The organism is Neorhodopirellula pilleata, assembly GCF_007859915.1.
Classification (GTDB): domain Bacteria; phylum Planctomycetota; class Planctomycetia; order Pirellulales; family Pirellulaceae; genus Rhodopirellula; species Rhodopirellula pilleata.
The window spans coordinates 741,952-759,868 of the sequence record NZ_SJPM01000002.1 but is presented as its reverse complement, the minus strand read 5'-3'; the positions used below and the strand labels follow the sequence as shown (position 1 = coordinate 759,868).

Annotated in this window: 13 protein-coding genes; 9 read left to right on the top strand and 4 right to left on the bottom strand. The window is 55.6% G+C overall.

All coding sequences use genetic code 11. The features are described from left to right. Positions 1-3: 3 nt before the first annotated feature. Positions 4-1,500, bottom strand: coding sequence for a class I SAM-dependent rRNA methyltransferase (locus Pla100_RS07945; RefSeq protein ID WP_390620572.1), 1,497 nt, complete (start codon positions 1,498-1,500; stop codon positions 4-6). Positions 1,501-1,547: 47 nt separating this feature from the next. Beyond that, entirely contained in the window at positions 1,548-1,805 is a 258-nt protein-coding gene (locus Pla100_RS07940) for a hypothetical protein (protein ID WP_146577112.1), read from the bottom strand. On the opposite strand from Pla100_RS07940, the gene Pla100_RS07935 reads away from it, so the two are divergent. The 5 genes from Pla100_RS07935 (at position 1,804) to Pla100_RS07910 (ending at position 6,305) form a co-directional block, all read left to right on the top strand. Further along, positions 1,804-2,079 (top strand): ferredoxin family protein, encoded by a 276-nt coding sequence (locus Pla100_RS07935; protein ID WP_146577111.1) that lies wholly within the window; start codon positions 1,804-1,806, stop codon positions 2,077-2,079. The genes Pla100_RS07940 and Pla100_RS07935 overlap by 2 nt on opposite strands. 377 nt (positions 2,080-2,456) lie before the next feature. After that, the gene (locus tag Pla100_RS07925) at positions 2,457-3,554 is read left to right on the top strand and encodes a UPF0104 family protein (protein ID WP_146577110.1); all 1,098 of its coding nucleotides are present in this window, start codon (positions 2,457-2,459) and stop codon (positions 3,552-3,554) included. Positions 3,555-3,561: 7 nt separating this feature from the next. Further along, positions 3,562-4,722 carry a tRNA pseudouridine(55) synthase TruB gene (gene truB / locus Pla100_RS07920; protein ID WP_231602825.1) on the top strand — a complete coding sequence of 387 codons (1,161 nt, stop codon included), beginning with the start codon at positions 3,562-3,564 and terminating at the stop codon, positions 4,720-4,722. 54 nt (positions 4,723-4,776) lie between these two features. Further along, a complete protein-coding gene (locus tag Pla100_RS07915) occupies positions 4,777-5,826 on the top strand; it encodes a DUF3500 domain-containing protein (protein WP_146577109.1) in 1,050 nt (349 codons plus the stop codon). Next, on the top strand, positions 5,823-6,305 hold the full coding sequence (locus Pla100_RS07910; RefSeq protein WP_146577108.1) for a hypothetical protein: 483 nt from the start codon (positions 5,823-5,825) through the stop codon (positions 6,303-6,305). Before Pla100_RS07915 ends, Pla100_RS07910 begins: the two co-directional genes overlap by 4 nt. Positions 6,306-6,359: 54 nt before the next feature. Here Pla100_RS07910 and Pla100_RS07905 read toward each other — a convergent pair whose 3' ends face one another. Beyond that, the gene (locus Pla100_RS07905) at positions 6,360-9,764 is read right to left on the bottom strand and encodes a hypothetical protein (protein ID WP_231602824.1); all 3,405 of its coding nucleotides are present in this window, start codon (positions 9,762-9,764) and stop codon (positions 6,360-6,362) included. 161 nt (positions 9,765-9,925) lie between these two features. After that, positions 9,926-11,716, bottom strand: coding sequence for an MFS transporter (locus Pla100_RS07900; RefSeq protein ID WP_146577106.1), 1,791 nt, complete (start codon positions 11,714-11,716; stop codon positions 9,926-9,928). A 268-nt stretch (positions 11,717-11,984) separates the two neighbouring features. Between Pla100_RS07900 and Pla100_RS07895 the strand changes: the two genes are divergently transcribed. The 4 genes from Pla100_RS07895 (at position 11,985) to Pla100_RS07880 (ending at position 17,915) form a co-directional block, all read left to right on the top strand. Beyond that, positions 11,985-12,995, top strand: a complete 1,011-nt coding sequence (locus Pla100_RS07895; protein WP_146577105.1) for a LacI family DNA-binding transcriptional regulator — start codon at positions 11,985-11,987, stop codon at positions 12,993-12,995. Between the two features lie 235 nt (positions 12,996-13,230). Beyond that, positions 13,231-14,463: a DUF1559 domain-containing protein gene (locus Pla100_RS07890; RefSeq protein ID WP_146577104.1), complete on the top strand. Its 1,233-nt coding sequence runs from the start codon at positions 13,231-13,233 to the stop codon at positions 14,461-14,463. A gap of 230 nt (positions 14,464-14,693) precedes the next feature. Then, positions 14,694-14,879, top strand: a complete 186-nt coding sequence (locus tag Pla100_RS07885) for a hypothetical protein (RefSeq protein ID WP_146577103.1) — start codon at positions 14,694-14,696, stop codon at positions 14,877-14,879. A gap of 171 nt (positions 14,880-15,050) precedes the next feature. Next, entirely contained in the window at positions 15,051-17,915 is a 2,865-nt protein-coding gene (locus Pla100_RS07880; protein WP_231602823.1) for an FG-GAP-like repeat-containing protein, read from the top strand. Positions 17,916-17,917: the final 2 nt, after the last annotated feature.

Genomic DNA, 17,917 nt, shown 5'->3' with positions numbered 1-17,917 from the left:
CTTCTAGTGGACTTGGGCGATCACGCACTTCAGATAGTCGCTTTCAGGGCACGAGACCGCACATGGGTGGTCCGGTGAGGGACCGAGCGACCGGAGCAAGACGAGGTCACGGCGTCGTTTGCGACCGACATCGACCAGCATGTTGAGGAAATCCGCCCGAGAGACGTGCCCCGAACAACTGCACGTCACCAAAATTCCGCCCGGTGACAGCAGATCGACGGCCGACATGTTCAATCGAGCATAGGCCCGCAACGCGGCGTCGACTTGGCGGCGCGACCCGGCAAAACGGGGCGGGTCCAAAATGATCGCGTCAAACTTTTCGCCACGTTGCCCACGTTCTTTAAGGTCGTCAAAGCAATCGGCTTTTTCGAACCGAACCTGGGTGAGCGAGTTCGCGGCGGCATTGTTTCGTGCCAACTCGAGGGCTTTCTCGCTACTGTCGACGCCGATCACTTCGCTCGCACCGGCCAAAGCGGCCGACAAGGCGAAACCGCCTGTGTATGTGCAAACGTCCAACACGCGACGGTCCTTCATGTACGAGGCCGCGATGGCATGGTTATCTTGTTGGTCGAGGTAGCCGCCGGTTTTTTGGCCCTCTCGCAGGTCGATCGCCATTTTCAAATCGTGGTGGCGATACCACACCAACGCGGATTCGCCGGAGTGGACCATCGTCGATTCGTCGGACGGCTGCTCTTGAGACTGCTCGTCGTCAGAAGGAATCCCTCGACTCCATGACTCGATTTGAGCGATCCAGTCCGGCGAAACCCCTTCGTGTTTTGCCGTTGCGGCGTCCATCCGAACGACCACACGCGTACACGGCGTGCCGTGTTTCTCCGCGGCGAGCAAGATCTGGTCGATCAAAAACTCGCCCCGCGAAAGCAGCGCCGCAGATGTGAATTGGATCGACAAACAATCGGCGTAGCGATCGACGATCAATCCGCTCAATCGATCCGATTCGCTGAAAATCAAGCGTTCGCCGCCTTCGGCGATGCTGCTCGCTGTGTCGCCGTCGGTCGTGGTTGGGTTGCCTTGCGCCGACAGGGCTGGGTTCGGGCGCACTGGAATGCGGGAGGTGAGACGGCGGCGGGCTACCGCCTCGTCGATCCGCCGGGCGAACAAATTGTCATCGATATGCTGGTCCGGCTCAAAACTGTACAGCCGCAATCTCAGACGGCTGGCCGGGTTGTAAAGCCCGCGAGCGATCCAGTTTCCATCATGGTCGAGTAGTTCGGCAGTTTGACCGAACGATTCCGCCGGAGCTAGCTCGGCGTCGGATGGACCGGATTCAGATTCCGGGTCGTTTGCGGGTTGACCGGCACCGACTGGACGATCGGCACCAACTGGACGATCTTGCAATGCCGTGGCCAGCACCCACGGGTGCCGTGAAAGAAACGGGAAGTGCCGATTCGGTTTCGTTCTTAAAATGATAGGTTCCGACGCGACAGTTGGGCCTGCTTCGGCTTCGGAGACGGCGGAGGATGGGTCAATGGAATGCGTCACAGGGATCAGTGCTTAAGAAAGCGGCGGGCGGGCGACGTGACGAAATGTCATGTCGTTGGTGAATCGGCCAAGAAACTAGGCTCAAAAACAAAATTTTGCGAGACGGGCGGTTTGCCGAACCTTGCCGATTCGGCAAAATACGCAGACTGCCAAGTCACACGTTCGCCGCTTCTGGTCATCAATCGATCGATTTGTACGAAGTTGACGGCTAGGACGATCCGATACTGCTGCCAATCGGCAATCCGTCCCGATCGTAATTTCCTGCCCAGTGAATCATTAACAAACCAGTGAAAAGGTAAACTCATGCACGTCGTCGCCGAACCCTGCTCCGGATGCAAGTACACCGATTGTGTCGTTGTTTGTCCCGTGGAATGCTTCTACGAAGGCGAACAGATGCTCTACATCCACCCGGAAGAGTGCATCGACTGCGAAGCCTGCGTTCCCGAATGCCCCGTCGAAGCAATTTTCCACGAAGACAACTTGCCCGAAGAGTGGAAGCACTACATCGAGATCAATGCCGAAGAATCGGAAAAATGCGAAGTGATCACCGAGAAGCAAGAGCCCTTGGCGGATAACTAGTTTTTCGTCGAAAAGTGGCGTTAGTGAAGTGAGCCGACGCCGCTAGCGGGCTATTGATTTAATTAGCCGTACCGCGTTAGCGGCGGTTTACACGGCCGTTAACCGGGGCTAACGCCCATCGGCTAATGGTTGTCATTCGGTATACGACTAAATCAACAGCCCGCTAGCGGGCTATTGATTTATTCCTCATCGTAACCCGAAGCGTGAGCGAGGGATACTTGAAAGAGAATTGATGGCGTTGGATCCCTCGCTGACGCATCGGGTTACGATTCAATCAACAGCCCGTAAACGCGGTACGGCTAGTTAAATCAACAGCCCGCTTGCCGGCATCTTGCGACTCCGGCTATCCATTCATTGAACCGCACTGAGTCACGAGTATGCCCCGTGAAACCTCTTGGAGACGGCGTTTCTCCGCTGCGGTTCCTTGGATCCGAAGAGCTGTTTTCCTGCTTGTCTTGGTCGGATTGATTGCCGCCACCAAGGAGTCGCTTCTTCGGTGGCAAAATGAAACGGAAACGTTGCGAGGCCAGGTCGATGCGTTAATGGACCAGGCATCCATGGAACCGAACGTAACCCGCCGAGCCGCACTCGTTGCTGAGGCATCGCGGCGGGAGAGTTTGATCCCTTCGTTGGGCAATTTGCGTTGGCCGATGATCGCGTGTTCCGGATTGTTTTATACGCTCGGCCTGCTCCCTCCATGCTGGGTTTTGTTTCGGTGTTTATCGGCGCTCGGTGTGCCTTGCTCGCTCGGCCGGGCATCGGCCGCTCAACTGCTCGGCCACGCCGGAAAATACATTCCTGGTAAAGCGATGGTCGTCGTGCTTCGGGTCGGCGCGATCACTCCGGTCATCGAATCGACTGCCGGTTCGACGGCCTTGATCGCCTCTGCGGTGTTCTATGAAACGTTGTTGATGATGTCCGTCGGAGGTTGGGTCGCGGGAGTCTTGTTGTGGACGTCCGAATTGCCAATTTGGGTGCGAGCAATGGCCGCCTTGATGGCGATCGGCGCGATCGTTCCCGTCTGCCCACCGTTGATGCGGCGTTTGATCGCGCGAGTTCAAAAAGGAATCGATCATGAAGACGTGCTGGCAAGGCTGTCGTGGAGCTTGCTCGTCCAATGCACGATTGCTTCGCTTTTCTCGTGGCTGTTGATCGGCCTTTCGTTCACTCTCTTGATCGCCGCCATACCAGCGTTTGAGTCGATTGCGATCTTGCCATCGGTTGGATCGCTGTATTGGACCGCGACCTCCGCGATCGCACTCGGGATGGTCTTGGGGTTTGCTTCGCTATTGCCCGGTGGTGCGGGCGTGCGTGAGTTGGTGACGTTGCTCATCCTATCGCCGGTGATCGGGGCAACGCACGCGTTGCTCGCCGTGATCGCCGCACGCTTGATGTTTATCCTGATAGAGTCCATCCTAGCGGCGTTTGCGTCCTTGCTGATTCGACGGTCGGCAACACTCTCTATCCGCATGTAGTTTCGCTTTGAATACTTTGATCGATCACGGAATTCCCGCGCTCAAGCATTCGTTCGGTTTCTTGCCTTTCAATAAACCCAAGGGCATGACGTCGCGAGATTTGGCCAACCGAGTCCAGCGGCGACTTCGCCGCGAAACCGAGAACCGTGCGCTCAAGGTTGGCCATACCGGAACACTCGACCCACTCGCTCAAGGTTTAGTCGTCCTCGCCGTCGGAGCCGCTACGCGATTGACGCCGTGGATGCTTCGTCCGACTAAGCGTTACCTCGCGATGTTTCGGTTGGGAGCCTACAGCGAATCAGGCGACCTGGAAGAGCCGGTCATCGAATTGCCAGATCCATGCATACCGACGCGAGATCAGATCGAACAGTCGCTGAAGCAATTCCACGGTTGGATCGATCAAACACCGCCGACGCACTCGGCGATCTGGGTCGGGGGTGAGCGGGCACACGAACGGATTCGCCGAGGCGAAGCGATCGAGATGCCGACCCGCCGTGTTTGGATCGGTTCGATTGAGTTAGTTCGTTACGAATACCCCATGATCGAACTGGATGTCGTCTGTGGCTCGGGGACTTACCTGCGATCCCTCGGAATCGATCTCGGTATCGCGTGTGGCACCGTCGCCGTAATGACGGATCTTTCTCGTACTGCAGCCGGAAACTTTGATCTGGAATCCGCCATCGATTGCGTTCCTCCCAACGACCCACCGCCGATGGACGGAAAGTCGACTCGATACGGTTTGACCCCGATGATGAATCTCGGGCGAAAAGCCGTGTTGATGAACGATTCATTGTCACTTGTCGATGGATCACAGGTCAATGAAACACAGGTCAATGAAACGCAGACCGCCGCATCGCCGTGGCTGATTGATTACCTCGTTCCGCCGATGATGGCCCTCGGGCATATGGCTCAATTAAGACTTGACGCCGTCGACGCCCAAAGGGTCCGCAACGGATTATTTGTCGAGGGCGACGCCGATCCGCCTTTGCACACGCAAGTCCCGCCACCGGATCCGATCACGATCGACCGTCCGGACGCCTCCCCGATCCCCGCCGAGATCCTCACCGTGGATCCCCGGGGCGAACTTGTCGCGATCATGCGTCGCAAGCGAAATCAATGGGCCCCCTTCCGAGTCTTTGCACCCACCACTGCGACATCGGGCGTTTGATGAGTTATGATGTTGTTCCATCCCACAGTCCTCCCTCCTGAATCCCCGCTACTCATGAAATCCCACCACATTGCCCTCGCCCTGGTCGCCGTTGCTTCGCTCTCCGCCCTGGGTTTGAAGGTCGGTCAAACTCCAGCCGAACAGATGCAAACCTTCGCGTCGGCGTATCTTGAAACGCTTGACGAAAACCAACGCGAAATCACCTTAGAGAAGTTTGATTCCCCCGAACGAGTCGGATGGCACTTCATCCCCAAAGACGAACGCAAGGGGTTGTTGCTCGGACAAATGAACGATGCCCAGCGCACTGCGGCGTTGCGTCTGTTGCGATCGGCACTCAGCGAAGCGGGGTATTTCAAAGCCAACCGGATCATGTTGCTCGAAGAGGTCCTCAACGAAATGGAAGCGGGCAAGGGACGCTGGGAACGCAATCCGCAGCGTTATTACGTGACCTTGTTTGGTAACCCCGGTGCCTCCGGCGAGAACGCGGAATCGAATCGTTGGGGATTGAGTTTCGAAGGTCATCACCTATCACTGAATTTCGTTTGCCGTGGCAACGAAGTGGTCGACAGCACTCCACAATTCTTGGCGGCCAATCCGGCTACGATCATGAATGAAACGTCCGTCACCCTAGGCAAGGGGACCGCCGTATTGAGCCGCGAAGAACAACTCGGTTTTAAGTTGATCAACGCGATGGAATCGTCGCAGCAGGGCAAGGCATTGGTCGCCGAGGAAGCCCCAGCGGAAATCCGTTTCGCCGGCGAGCCTCAGGCCACCGTCGGCGAGCCTGAAGGGATCGCCTATTCGGATCTGGACGCAGCCCAACAGTCCGTGCTCAAAGAACTGGTTTTTCTCTACACCGACATCGCCCCCGAGGCGGTTGCCAAAGGACGTCGCGAACAGATCGCGGCCGACGGATGGGACCAAGTTCGGTTTGCTTGGGCCGGGGCGACCAAACCGGGCATCGGACACTACTATCGTGTCCAGGGGAAACGCTTCTTGATCGAATTTGTCAACACGCAGGCCGATCCGGCGGGTAATCCTGCCAATCACATTCACAGTGTCTATCGAGATCTCAGCGGTGACTTCGACTTGCCCATTCAATGAAGCTCTTCAAGCCGCCACCGCGGCGTGAACTATTTCGTCCGCCTACGCATCAGCGCACGTCGATCGTCGATTTGATCAGCTTGGTGACGGCGTGCGCGTTTTTCTTCGGCGGCATTCGCGTCGCCGGCGTGTACGGGGCGACGATGGGGTGGTTTGCTTTGCAGGCGGCACTGGGCCGGATGAGCCAACGTACGAACTGGCAAGTTGGTGCGTTCGGCGGATCGCTCGCGTGCATGGGGATGTTAATGGGCGCTTGGTTGTTCGATGGTCGTGTTCAACCCATTGCGTCGTACTTCCAGCATAAGCCTGGGCCTAGTGCGTTCGTCGTTTCGCTGCTGTTTTGCATTGCCATGGCGATGGGCGTGTCTTTTTATCTGCCTCGAGATTCGGGGCAGATAAAAGTCGATCTCGTAGGCACCGCCATGCTTGCGATCAGCGCCGCCGCGTTGATCGCTTTCTTGACGATCGGCACGAAGTGAGTCCGATGACCCGATCTTGAGGTGGTGCTTGGCGATTGCATCGCCGCATCGGGCTTAGAGTTCGGACGCAGATGGTGGTCCGCTTAGATCCAGTTCGACTTCGATCAAAGATATTTTGCCTTTTCGGCCCATGAGGGACTGCGATTCCTCCCGAGTCAGCTTCAGGCCATCTCGTTCTTCTGTTTCGCCATTGGTTTGATGGATCCGCATTCTAGCGGCCTTTCCCGCAAGATAGCGAATCGGAGTTTGGCAGAACGTGAATGCGAAACCGCCGGCAGGAATCAATGCTTGAACTCGCAGACTTGAGAGATCGAAGTATTCCATGACGCCATCGGACTGAAGCAACTCATAAGATTCAAAAAACGCCGGATCGAAATGAATGCAACCGTGGCGCACACGTAGGCCGAGTTCATGCCAACGCGCCAAGATGTCTTCTTTGACTTGGCCGGTCATGCCTGGCTGTTGGACTCCGCGTTTTTCCGGCGTATGAGAATACGGATCCTGCGGAAAGCCGCCGTACTGCCGGGGCGTTTTATGGATTCCTAGTCCGGCGCGTATCTCCCGATAGTGCTTCAATAGTCGTTCAAGCGAACGAGCGCCGCTCTCATCGAGCGGTTCTGACGATGGCAAACATTGCTCGATCACGGCAAGAGCCAGTTTGGAAACCATGTGCCAATAAATCGACCCGAGCCCCTCGTAACCAAAGAAGGTTCCCGAACGGCCGGTAAAGAATCGATGACCGAAGGTCGTTTCCCAAATGTCGGTGAGTTGTTGGCGTTCGGACTCTACTAGCTCCCGATACTCTGATTCGAGCGCAAGGCGATCGAGCGCGTCCGAAAGGTCATTCGCATTTCGAAAATCGCCTTGGAAATGAACTTGCCCGTTGACATCTTGTCGAACGATTGACGTGTTGCCGAGTTGAATCATTCTTGCGATCAAATCGGACTGCGCGACCATGTCGTTCGGGAGGCAGTTCTTGTCCGCGAATCGAGCAAGCTGGCGGTCGGGATAAAGCAGGTAGCTTTGTTGATCGGCGCGGTACAACCGGCTCGATCTTAACGCGTCAAGCAAGCCAGCGGATTGCTCCATCGATAGCAAGCCGCTGTTGAGAACGGCAACCTGCCCTTCGAGCATTTCGTGGAGATGAGAAACCGACGCGGTGTCATCGCCCAGTTGTAAGAGGTTGTAAGAGTGATAAAGACCATCGTCACGTCGGTTCGCGTGGATGGTTTGGTCAATCAATTGACGTGCGTTTGCAAATAATTGAACAAGGGATGTAACCGTTACAGCGGTCATCTCACCGGAAAAACCATTACGGTAAAGTGACTGCCGGTATTCACTGCCGGCGTTGGCAAACGCATTTAGCATTGAACGACGTTGCCGGTCGTCGATCCGCAGTGAATCGCCGGCGAGAAACTCACTTATCGAGTTTGCGATGTTCGATGTAAACTGACCGACAAGCTCGGAAACAAGAATTGGCTCGTTCGAACGAGCTGGTCGCTCACTGAGCCAGTCGATCAAGAACGTAAGGTAGCGACGCAAATAACAAGTTGTCACTACCGAAAGACCTCGACCGACTAACGCGTTATTGGCATCGTTCCATTCAGGACGTTGGGTGTTCAACCAGATGCCACCGCCGGGTACGAAGTTGCTGATTTTCACCAACGCGGGAACCAACAGCTTCTCGAGCAATGAAACGCGAACTAGGTCGCCATCGGCAGTCCCGAGCAGCCTGCCGTCGGCTCCGATCTCCGATACACGCTCGGCAATATGAGCGTCGAGGCGCTCATCGAAATCAATGGTTTCGAACGGGTCGTCACAGATTTCGCGGTGGGACCGAATCCGATAGGGAATGTTGGCGTATACGCATTGTTTTCTATCCAATAACGCATCGAGCCGTTCGGGAGTCGACGCGTGAGCCTGTTGCAGTAACCGCAACAGGTAGGCGATTTGATGATCGCCCCAGTATCCGATATTGGACCAAGGGTTGTCCGGTTCGGGAACTTCCCATTCAAAGCCTGCCTGGGTGATACGGTACGGGTTGTAGCCGTCCGCACCGGTCGCATTGACAAACCGCAAGACCATGTTGACGGCGTATTGTGGAAACGAAACCGAGAGGGCTTCCCAATTTTGGAAGATATCTCGCCAGTTTCCTTGATAGGACAGTCGTGGCTCGCCGGAGTCTTCCGTCAAGTCGATTGAAAATCGATTCCACGGCCGCGTCGGATCGCCATGACGGCGGCTGAATCGAAACGGCAAATATTCCGATGCGATTCGGGACAAGTCCACATCGCCTCGTCGTTCGATTTGATCCAAGAACGCATCGAGTTCAAGATGATCCGGCATTGTTTCGAGGTACTCGCTGTTTCGCTCGGCCACTGCTCGATTGGCGTTTCGCAGTTGCTCGCGAAAGTTCACCTGAGGGATTTGGTATCCGTCGGCTGGCAGACCGCCCCGCATCACATTGAACAGGACGTTGGATTGGTGACGATCGATCCGTCTCAGGTCCGATCCGCATTGTCGACCGTCTGCATGTGAAATGATCTTGATGAGTTCGGCTTCGGTGTCATTGACGTCGGCTTCGACCTTCGTTGCGAGATCGTCGTTATCGAGAATCAACCGTTCGAGTTCAAATAGATCACTGTGGTCGCGATCGACATCGGCGATCAAGCTCCAACGTCGCGATTCGCCTGGTGATAGATTGAAGCAATCCGAGAGGACGTAGGCGTGACGTTTGCCGCGGGATTGAATCTGCGGAGGCGGTGTAGCACCATGGCGAAAGCTGTTGAAGTGATCATCGGATACCGTGACCGTCGCCGACGCGAGACCTTCATGCCATACGAGAGTTGCCCGCAATCCTTCGCTTGGTTCGGCGCGATCAGTCGGGATCGAGCTGAGATAGTGAACGCCAACGTTCGAGTCGGGCATCAATTCACTGCACTTGTAGGCATCGGCTAGGTTGCTGTACTGCAGTTGAAACTGGGTGCTCAGACCGCTCGGCATGAGATTCTCAAAACCATCGGACAGCTCGATCGCGACCTCCTCTTCGCTTGCGTTGAGCAATTCACAGGAACGTATGAATCCAAAACGCCGCCCGAACGACCAGCCATATCGAAACACCAAGCCGAGAGAATGATTTCGTTCCTCGAACAGAAATCGATTCCCAATCATGTTCTTGTACAGATTCTGCGAAATGCCACTGGCGAAGTGGCGGGGATGCGAATGGGGCTCCCAGATCTGCTTGCATTGATAATCCGATTGATCGGTCAGCGAACCCGAGCCAATGCGGATCAGCGTTTTTGGACCGGTGCAATGAGCCAAGTCCAATAGCTTGTCGGACGGGTAGTATGGAAACAAAGCCGAGTCAGGATTCCGGCGACCCGCCGTCAACGCTCCGCAGCTCGACAAGAACATCCAATGATCGCCGGCGCTGACACCGCTCATAAAGAACGTAGGCATGCGATGCATATCGGAGATCTTGAACCACCGCTGTCCTTGCATGATGACATAGTCCGTGGAGCATTCCGATGTTACGGATAAAGACATGTTCGACGCACTGGAAACGGGAAAGGGCACTGGGCAAGAAAGCGAGGGTGGAAGATTCATCGATTCGATGGTTATCAGTTTTCCGCGTGCAAGGCCGGGTCAATGGCGACGGAAGATTTCGTGTGATTGGCAAGCGTTCGACCTCGTTGCAGATCGGATTGGATTCGCAGGTTGGTTTTTCGGTCGATGCCGTAAAAGCACAATGAGATTCCGGCTGCGGCGATAAACACCGCTGGGACGACGCTCATCATCCAGCACAACCCCTGCATGGTTTCAGCCGATTGAATCTGCTCATTCCCGTCGATCGGTGAGACGTACCGGAAATAGTCCAACGCAAACCCGGTCATTGCCGCACCAACGGCGCAGCCGAGTTTTTGTGAAAACGTGGCGGCGGCGAAAATCAATCCGGTCGCCCGACGCCCATTTTGCCACTCCGAGTAGTCGGCGATGTCGGCGTACATGGCCCACAACAAAACCGGGATCGGACCGCCGACGAATGCGGTGGCGACCTGCAAGCCGATCATCCATCGGATCTGATCCGGCTCGAGAATTAAAAATGCGGCCGTAAGAACGGCCACGGCCAAGTTCATTGCGATCATCAGCGTCTTTTTGCTGAACCAAGCCGCCAAGTGTTTGGTCAACAACATCCCGGCGATCGCCGCAAAACTCCCGGAGACCCAAAACGTCGTTGCGATCGTGGCATCGCCGCAGTAATACTTGAAGTAGTACAAAACAGCCCCGCCCCGAATGAACAAGCCGGTCAATTGCAACAGCCCGAATGCGAACAGCACCATCCATGGGCCGTTGCGAAGCAAGTCATGGAAGTCCAGCCCGAATGAGGAAACCTCGTCAATACGCCGCAGTCGCAACTTGCTGATCTGACGGACGATCAGCGAGAGTAAGCTCAAGGCCAAATAACTTCCCGCGATCCACGGTAGGGCGTCGACTGAAAAACCTGTCGCCAAACAGGCCAGTAACGCCAGTCCGACGAGCAAGACTTGGTGTAATCGCAAGCTGGTCAAGACAAACTTCAGATCCGCTTGGTAGGTCGACAATTGCTCGCTGGCAGGCTGAACTCGTTCTCGCGTGGTTGCGAAGGTGATCAGAAACAGAATCACCGCGAGCACGGAAAAGACCGCCATGGTTAAAAAGAAGCCACGTTGCTCGTCGATGACCACGTCTTTCATCACTCCATCGACGAGAACCGATTCGGTGCCTCCGAAATACGCGACCATGGCAAGCGTCCCGTACTGGACGATCAGTCCACCGACGAATGCGGCGACAAAGCGATAGGTCGATACGCTGGTTCGTTCGATCGAATCCGCTGAGATCACGCCCATCAACGCACCGTAGGGAATGTTGATCGCCGTGTAAGCCATCATGACCAAGGTGTAGGTTACGTAGGCATAAATCAGCTTTCCTTGTGGTCCCAAATCGGGCGTGTAGAACGTCATCATGCCGGTAATCGCAAAGGGAATCGCCATCCACAGCAGGTAGGGCCGAAACCGTCCCCAACTCGTTCGCGTTCGGTCCGAGAGGTAGCCCACTAAAGGGTCATTCAGGGCGTCCCAAATCCGGGTGACCAACATCATCGTGCCGGCGGACTTGGCCGAGATCCCGAACACGTCGGTGTAGAAGTAAACCAAGAAGAATTCGAACGTCTTCCAATAAAGGTTCGAGGCGGTGTCACCCAATCCATAGCCGACTTTCTCACCCACACTCAGCCGTTCGGCCGATCCGCTGGATGGTTCCCTATCATCGCCGGAAGTCGCGTCAACGGGCGGGTTCGAGGGTTTCGCCACGAAGGCGTCGTCGACCCGGTCGGCGCGTGTCGAAGGGGGCGTGTTGGAGGGAGTCTGGGTCATGAGACGGCCGAAATCGGGGGCGAACGACTGGCTGGGCTGCAACTCGTTGCAAAAATACTACCCGCAAAGGGTACCGATCTGGCCCTAAGCGACGGATACCGTATACTCCTATGCAAGCGGTTGCAATGGAAAACGCTCAAAAATCAACCAAGCGAGTATTTTGAACAATTTTCACTGCAACCGGTTGCAGCAAACTTGTCGGTTGTCTAGTATTTAGCTGAAACCGGTTGCAGGTCGGTTTTTCCACCCCACACTGTCAAAGTGATTTATGAAACTTGCCGGAACCACGATCAGCGACATTGCTCGGCGCGCGAACGTTTCCAAGAGCACCGTTTCACGAGTGCTCAACGATAAATCGGTGGTGAACCAACAAACCCGCGAGACGGTGCTGAGCGCCGCCGCTTCGCTCGGCTATCAAGCGAACATGTTCGCCCGCGGTCTGGCGAGTGGTCGCTCGATGACCGTCGGCGTGGTGACACAAAAGATCGGCAGTCCTTTCTATGACATGATGATGCAAGGCGTCATCCAAGGCTTCACCGGAACCGGATACTCGCCTCTGTTCGTCGACGGCCAATGGGAAGAAAGCACCGAACTGGAAGTCATCCGAGCGTTGCTCGGTCGACAGGTCGACGGATTGCTGTTGCTCGGTGGTGGTTTGCCCCAGCAAGACCTCAACGAGCTACAAGAGCAGTTGCCGACGATTGTGGTTGGAAAGGAAATTCCGGGTTGGCAAGATCGTTGTGTCTACATCGACAATTTCGCGGGTGCTTATGATGCGACGAAACATTTGCTTGACTTCGGGCATCGAAACATCGCCATCGTTCGCGGCATCATCGAGCACCAAGACGCGGTCCGACGTTATGAGGGCTACACCGCAGCCCTTCAGGATGCCGGACTGCGCGTCGACCCCGACTTAGTGCTCGACGGAAATTTCACCGCTCAATCGGGGATCGTCGGCGTCAACTCCTTGCTGATGCGAGGCAAGGCGTTCACGGCGGTTTTCTGTGCCAATGACATGGTCGCCTATGGAGCCCGCTTGGCACTGCAGCGTCAAGGAATTCGCGTCCCCGACGACGTTTCGATCGTCGGTTTCGACGACCAAGCTGAATCGGCATTCGTGACCCCACCGTTGACGACCGTTCGGCAACCCGGAGTGGAAATGGGTGCGGCTGCGGCGCGAGGTTTGGTCAAGGTCATCCAAGGCCAAGACTGCGAACTGCCAGTGCTCCGTCCCAAACTCATACTCAGAGAATCCGTTTCAAGAATCACAATCCCGTAGCGAGAATGATTCCGAATGTTTCGCGATCCTCCAGCACCTTTACTGAAGTCCGATTTTATTGAGTCTGTTACTTTTCATCTTACTAGGTTTGCCTATGGTTGCTTCGAGCATGGCCGTTTGCCCGTTTTTTGACCGTATGTTTTGTTGGTCGGTGGTCTCCGTATCGCCACCCTCCGGCCGTAATGTTTGCGGCTATTCGTATCGTTTTTCCCTCCCCATTTAGAAAGATTGACTAATGTTTGATCGTCAACCCCGCAGGACAGGCTTTACGCTTGTCGAACTCTTGGTCGTGATCGCGATCATTGGAGTCCTCGTCGGTCTCCTGTTGCCCGCCGTCCAAGCCGCCCGCGAAGCCGCTCGTCGAATGAGCTGCAGTAACAACTTCAAGCAAATCGGCCTTGGAGTTCACAACTACCATTCGGCCTACAACCAGCTTCCAACCCAAAAAGACGGTACCCTGGACGCCGCTACCGGCGCCTGGTGGGACGGCACCGACATTGCAAACCAGCGGCAGCTTAGCTGGCTGGTTTCCCTGACGCCGTTCGTGGAGCAGCAAGCCATTTGGGAGCAGATTTCGAACCCACTTGTCGGACGCACCGACGGTGGTACCGGTTGCCCTGGCGGCAACAATACATGCCCTTGGCCCGCCATGGGCCCCAAGCCGGACCCATTCAAGTTGACCTACGCTCCTTACATGACCAACATCCCCACCCTCCGATGCCCGTCCGATCCAGGCGTAGGCTTACCTGGCCAAGGTCGCACGAACTACGGTGCCTGCCTTGGGGATTCGATGTACAGCGTCGAAGTCGGGTCGACCGGTGGAAATAAGCTGGAAGGGAACGACACGAATCGAGCCCAGGACGGTCGTGCTGGGTGCCGTGGGATGTTCATGAATCACCAAAAGATGGCCTTTCGAGATGTCCTTGACGGACTCGCCAATACGGTCATGGCTGGCGAGCTCGCGACGGACCTTGGTGATCGCGACGTTCGTACTGACGCTGTTTTGTCACAGAATGCCGCCAGCAATCCTCCGATGGAGAACCCCAAGGCTTGCGATGGGCTACGCGATCCCGCACGCCCGCAGTTTTGGCTCGATACGGCCCAGACCTTCAGCGGCGTACGGGGTACCGAGTATGGACGCGGCTATCAGTGGGCTAATGGTGAGCACTACTACACGGGCGTCATGACGATCCGTCCACCGAACTCAGAAATGTGCTACGGTGGTGACTGGGCCGGGCAAGAAGGTATCGTCACTGTGAGCAGTCGCCACCAAGGCGGAGCACACGTGCTGATGGGTGATGGTGCGGTGAAATTTATCACCGATTCGATTGAGGCAGGGAACCAGAATAACGGTCAGGTTGGTCAGCCCTTCACTGGAAATCGTCGCCCCGGCTCGATGAGCCCGTATGGACTCTGGGGAAGCCTTGGTACTCGTGCCTCCAAGGAAGTGATCCAAGAAGAGTTGTAGGCTCATCTTTGCCGTAACAATCGATTGCTCCCGAGCGTCCACCGACGTTCGGGGGCTTGTTGCGGGCTGTCGGTTTAATCTTCATCGTGACCCGACGCATTCGCAAGGGATACCTTCAGAATATGGCGTTGAATCCCTCGATGACACGTCGGGTTGCGATTGTTTAACGGACCACTAATCGGTTACCGTTTTTTTCCAGCTGTCCTACTTACTGTCCCCAAGATCTGATCATGACTAAGACGATTCACCTGGCTTTTTTCGCCACATTTCTACTCGCCACATCCGCTTTTCCCGGTTGCGGGGGTGGAGGCCCTGAAGTGGTAGAGGTTCCAGTGCTGTCGGCCGAAGACGTCGCGAAAGCCGAAGCGAAGCGTGCCGAGTATGAGAAGCAAATGAAAGAGTCCAACGGCAATTAATTTGGCAGTTGGTGAATGAGCATTTCCGCTCGGCCAAGCAAGTCAGCCGTTGTTGGTCTCTGCAGCAATGGCTGGTTTGCGTTGGCTGTAACCGTATCGATTGGTTGCCAAGACGGCTCCGAGAGACTCGTTGTGAGTCAGGAGGAGCGTCCTACGCCCTCTCTAGAGCGTTTGTCTCTAGCAGTCGAGAAAGGTGATTGGGAGTCCGCTCAGTCGCTTGCTCATTTGGTGTTACTTCAGCACCACGACGATCCAGACGCGTTGCAGATGGTCGCCAAGGCCGCTCACGGCAACGGCGACCTGGACGTCGCGGCCGATTTGATGCAAGACGCCTGTCTAGCCGATTCTTATGCCGATCCGGAACTCGCCAAGTTAGCAGTCGCGTCGCTGTTGCAGGCTGGGCGAATTTTTGATTCGATCGAACTGCTTGAGCGTGCCGTCGAAGCGCAGCCCGAGGCATCTCGACTCCGTCGGATGCTCTACCAGATGTGCTGGGCGGTTGAGGACCGCACGCGAGCACAACCTCACGGTCGTTATCTCATTCGGAGTCGGCATTTCGATTTTGACTTACTCCTTGAGTTGAGTGCTAACGAGCAGCGAGACGAAAACGCCGAGTCGCTTACGGAAATGGTCAGACGCCATCCGCAAGATAAGCGACCACTCATCGCTGAGGCACGAGTTCGGTTTGATCGGGGCGATTTTGACACGGCTGCTGAGCTTCTGTTCGAGCTCCTGCGAACTCATCCGTCTCACGCACCAGCGATCGCACTGCTGAGCCGCGTCTTGGTTGATTCGGGCAGGCACAGTGAGTTTGTTGAGTTGGTGAGTTCAGCACCGACAGAAACAGAAATGCATCCGTTTTTTTGGCTGGCAAAGGGGGATTGGTTCGCCGGCAAAGGGCTAACGGCTCATGCTGCGCGGGCCTATTGGGAGGCGACATTACGGGGCCCCGAGTTGAGGTTGCCATGGCTCCGGCTTCTAACTTCATTGAAGCAAATTGGACAACCTGCCTCAGGGCTCGATCCATCGCAAGTCGACGCGATTGACCAACGTGTCAAGCTATTGACCATGTTTAGCCAAACCCGAGCCGAATTCGTCAAGTCAGGCACGAAGTCTCCACGTTTGGCTATTAAAATCGCGAAGATGCTTCATGAGCTTGGACGGCCATGGGAAGCTGAAGCATGGGCGTCGATCGCGATTCTTTTGTCCAGCGATGAAGACCTGCAAGACGTTCGCCAGGCACGTCTGTCGATCATGAAGTCGCTCAGTCGAACCACGCCATGGCAAACCACGGCCTCGCATATCGAGCTAGAGATTAATTTGGTTCACCTTCCTCTGCCCGATATTGGCCAGAACCACCGTTCTGATTTAGCCTTCAAGGGAGCAGCTGTCTCGACCGCTTGTTCTTCAGTGCCAATCTCGTTTGTCAACGAAGCCGAAGCCAGGGCGCTCGTGTTCTTCGGGAAGACGGGAAGCCAGTTGCACAAACCAGGTGTTGGGTTCTATCAAACCTTGGGATGTGGCGGGGGGACGATCGACTTTGATCGCGACGGATGGAGTGACCTGTATTTGGCTGCCGCTGGCGGGACGCCTCCAACAAGAGATTCGCAATCCAGTTCGCTTTGGCGAAATCAAGACGGTGTTTTTCAAAGTGTTACCCTTGAGTCGTATGCTACGGATGCCGGTTTCGGGCAAGGGGTTGCTGTTGGTGATGTCAACGAGGACGGCTTCGCGGACTTGTTGTTGATGAACTACGGCCCCAATTCTTTGATGGTAAATAACGGAGACGGTACCTTTTCGAATGCAACGGAAAGTCTTGGCGTTACCAACTTCGAGCTGGAATGGTCCTCGAGCGGTGCGATTGCGGACATTAATGTTGATGGATTAGCTGATTTAACGATTCTGAATTATGGCGCCGGGCTCGAGCCGGTGACACGCCGGTGCCTTCATCCCACCACAAAGATCCCGCGAGCCTGTTCGCCGCTGGTATTCCCTGGTGTCGCGGATCGATTCCTTTTCAATACCGGTTCATCTATGGGTGGCAGCGTCACGTTCGTCGACCGCACCTCGCAGTGCAGTGCGCCTTCGATCGTCGGGAGGGGGTTGGGTTTGATAGTCGGCTCCTTTGAAGCCAATGTTCGACTCGGGATCTTTGTCGCCAATGACATGAACAGTAATCATTATTGGAGCAAGCCGAGCGATGGAGAATTGCTGCTCGATGAAACGGGAATCATGAGGGGCCTTGGATCTGATGATCGCGCGCCCGCTCAGGGTTCGATGGGAATTGCAGCCGCCGACCTTGATCGTGATGGTGATCTAGATCTCTATGTCACCAATTTTCAAGGTGAGTCAAATACTTACCATGAGCAAGTGGGGGGGCGGATTTTCCGTGACCAAACAAATTCGCTGCAGCTTGCCCAGCCCACCATCCCGCTGGTTGGTTTTGGAACTCAAGCAATCGATTTCGATAATGACGGGACCTTGGAGCTAATTGTCCTTAATGGGCATGTCGATGACTTTCCTGGAGACGCATCGAGCTCCTATGCGCAGCCGATTCAGGTCTTTCAACGCCAATCGAACGGCGTTTTTTCCTCGATCACCGAGTCCATTGGCGGGGAGTATGCAAGCCAGGTTCATGTTGGTCGAGCTCTCTGGACGATTGACGCGAACCGAGACGGCCGTACCGATTTTGTCGCAACCCACCAAACCGAACCAGTTGCCCTGCTCATCAATCAGACCGAGAACTCTGGAAACTGGATCTCACTAAAGCTTGCCGGGAGGTCTTGTTCGCGAGATGCGATCGGCAGTCGGGTTGCGCTTCAATGCGGTGATTGGGTGGCAACAGGATTTGTCACGGCTGGCGATGGTTACCTTTGCAGTAACGAACAGATTCTCCATTTTGGTTTGGCCGATCAGGGGGCCTGCCGTTTGGAGGTGACTTGGCCCGACGGTTCGGTCGACCTGATTGATGGTCTCGATGTCAATCACTGCTGGCTATTGACCCAAGGCAGCTCACAAGCTTTTGAGCTTAGGTGACT

Coding starts and splice junctions, on each gene's coding strand:
- Pla100_RS07935 (WP_146577111.1), top strand. CDS start 1,804: ATGCACGTCGTCGCCGAACCCTGCTCCGGATGCAAGTACACCGATTGT.
- Pla100_RS07940 (WP_146577112.1), bottom strand. CDS start 1,805: ATGAGTTTACCTTTTCACTGGTTTGTTAATGATTCACTGGGCAGGAAA.
- Pla100_RS07925 (WP_146577110.1), top strand. CDS start 2,457: ATGCCCCGTGAAACCTCTTGGAGACGGCGTTTCTCCGCTGCGGTTCCT.
- Pla100_RS07915 (WP_146577109.1), top strand. CDS start 4,777: ATGAAATCCCACCACATTGCCCTCGCCCTGGTCGCCGTTGCTTCGCTC.
- Pla100_RS07910 (WP_146577108.1), top strand. CDS start 5,823: ATGAAGCTCTTCAAGCCGCCACCGCGGCGTGAACTATTTCGTCCGCCT.
- Pla100_RS07905 (WP_231602824.1), bottom strand. CDS start 9,764: ATGCCTACGTTCTTTATGAGCGGTGTCAGCGCCGGCGATCATTGGATG.
- Pla100_RS07900 (WP_146577106.1), bottom strand. CDS start 11,716: ATGACCCAGACTCCCTCCAACACGCCCCCTTCGACACGCGCCGACCGG.
- Pla100_RS07895 (WP_146577105.1), top strand. CDS start 11,985: ATGAAACTTGCCGGAACCACGATCAGCGACATTGCTCGGCGCGCGAAC.
- Pla100_RS07890 (WP_146577104.1), top strand. CDS start 13,231: ATGTTTGATCGTCAACCCCGCAGGACAGGCTTTACGCTTGTCGAACTC.
- Pla100_RS07885 (WP_146577103.1), top strand. CDS start 14,694: ATGACTAAGACGATTCACCTGGCTTTTTTCGCCACATTTCTACTCGCC.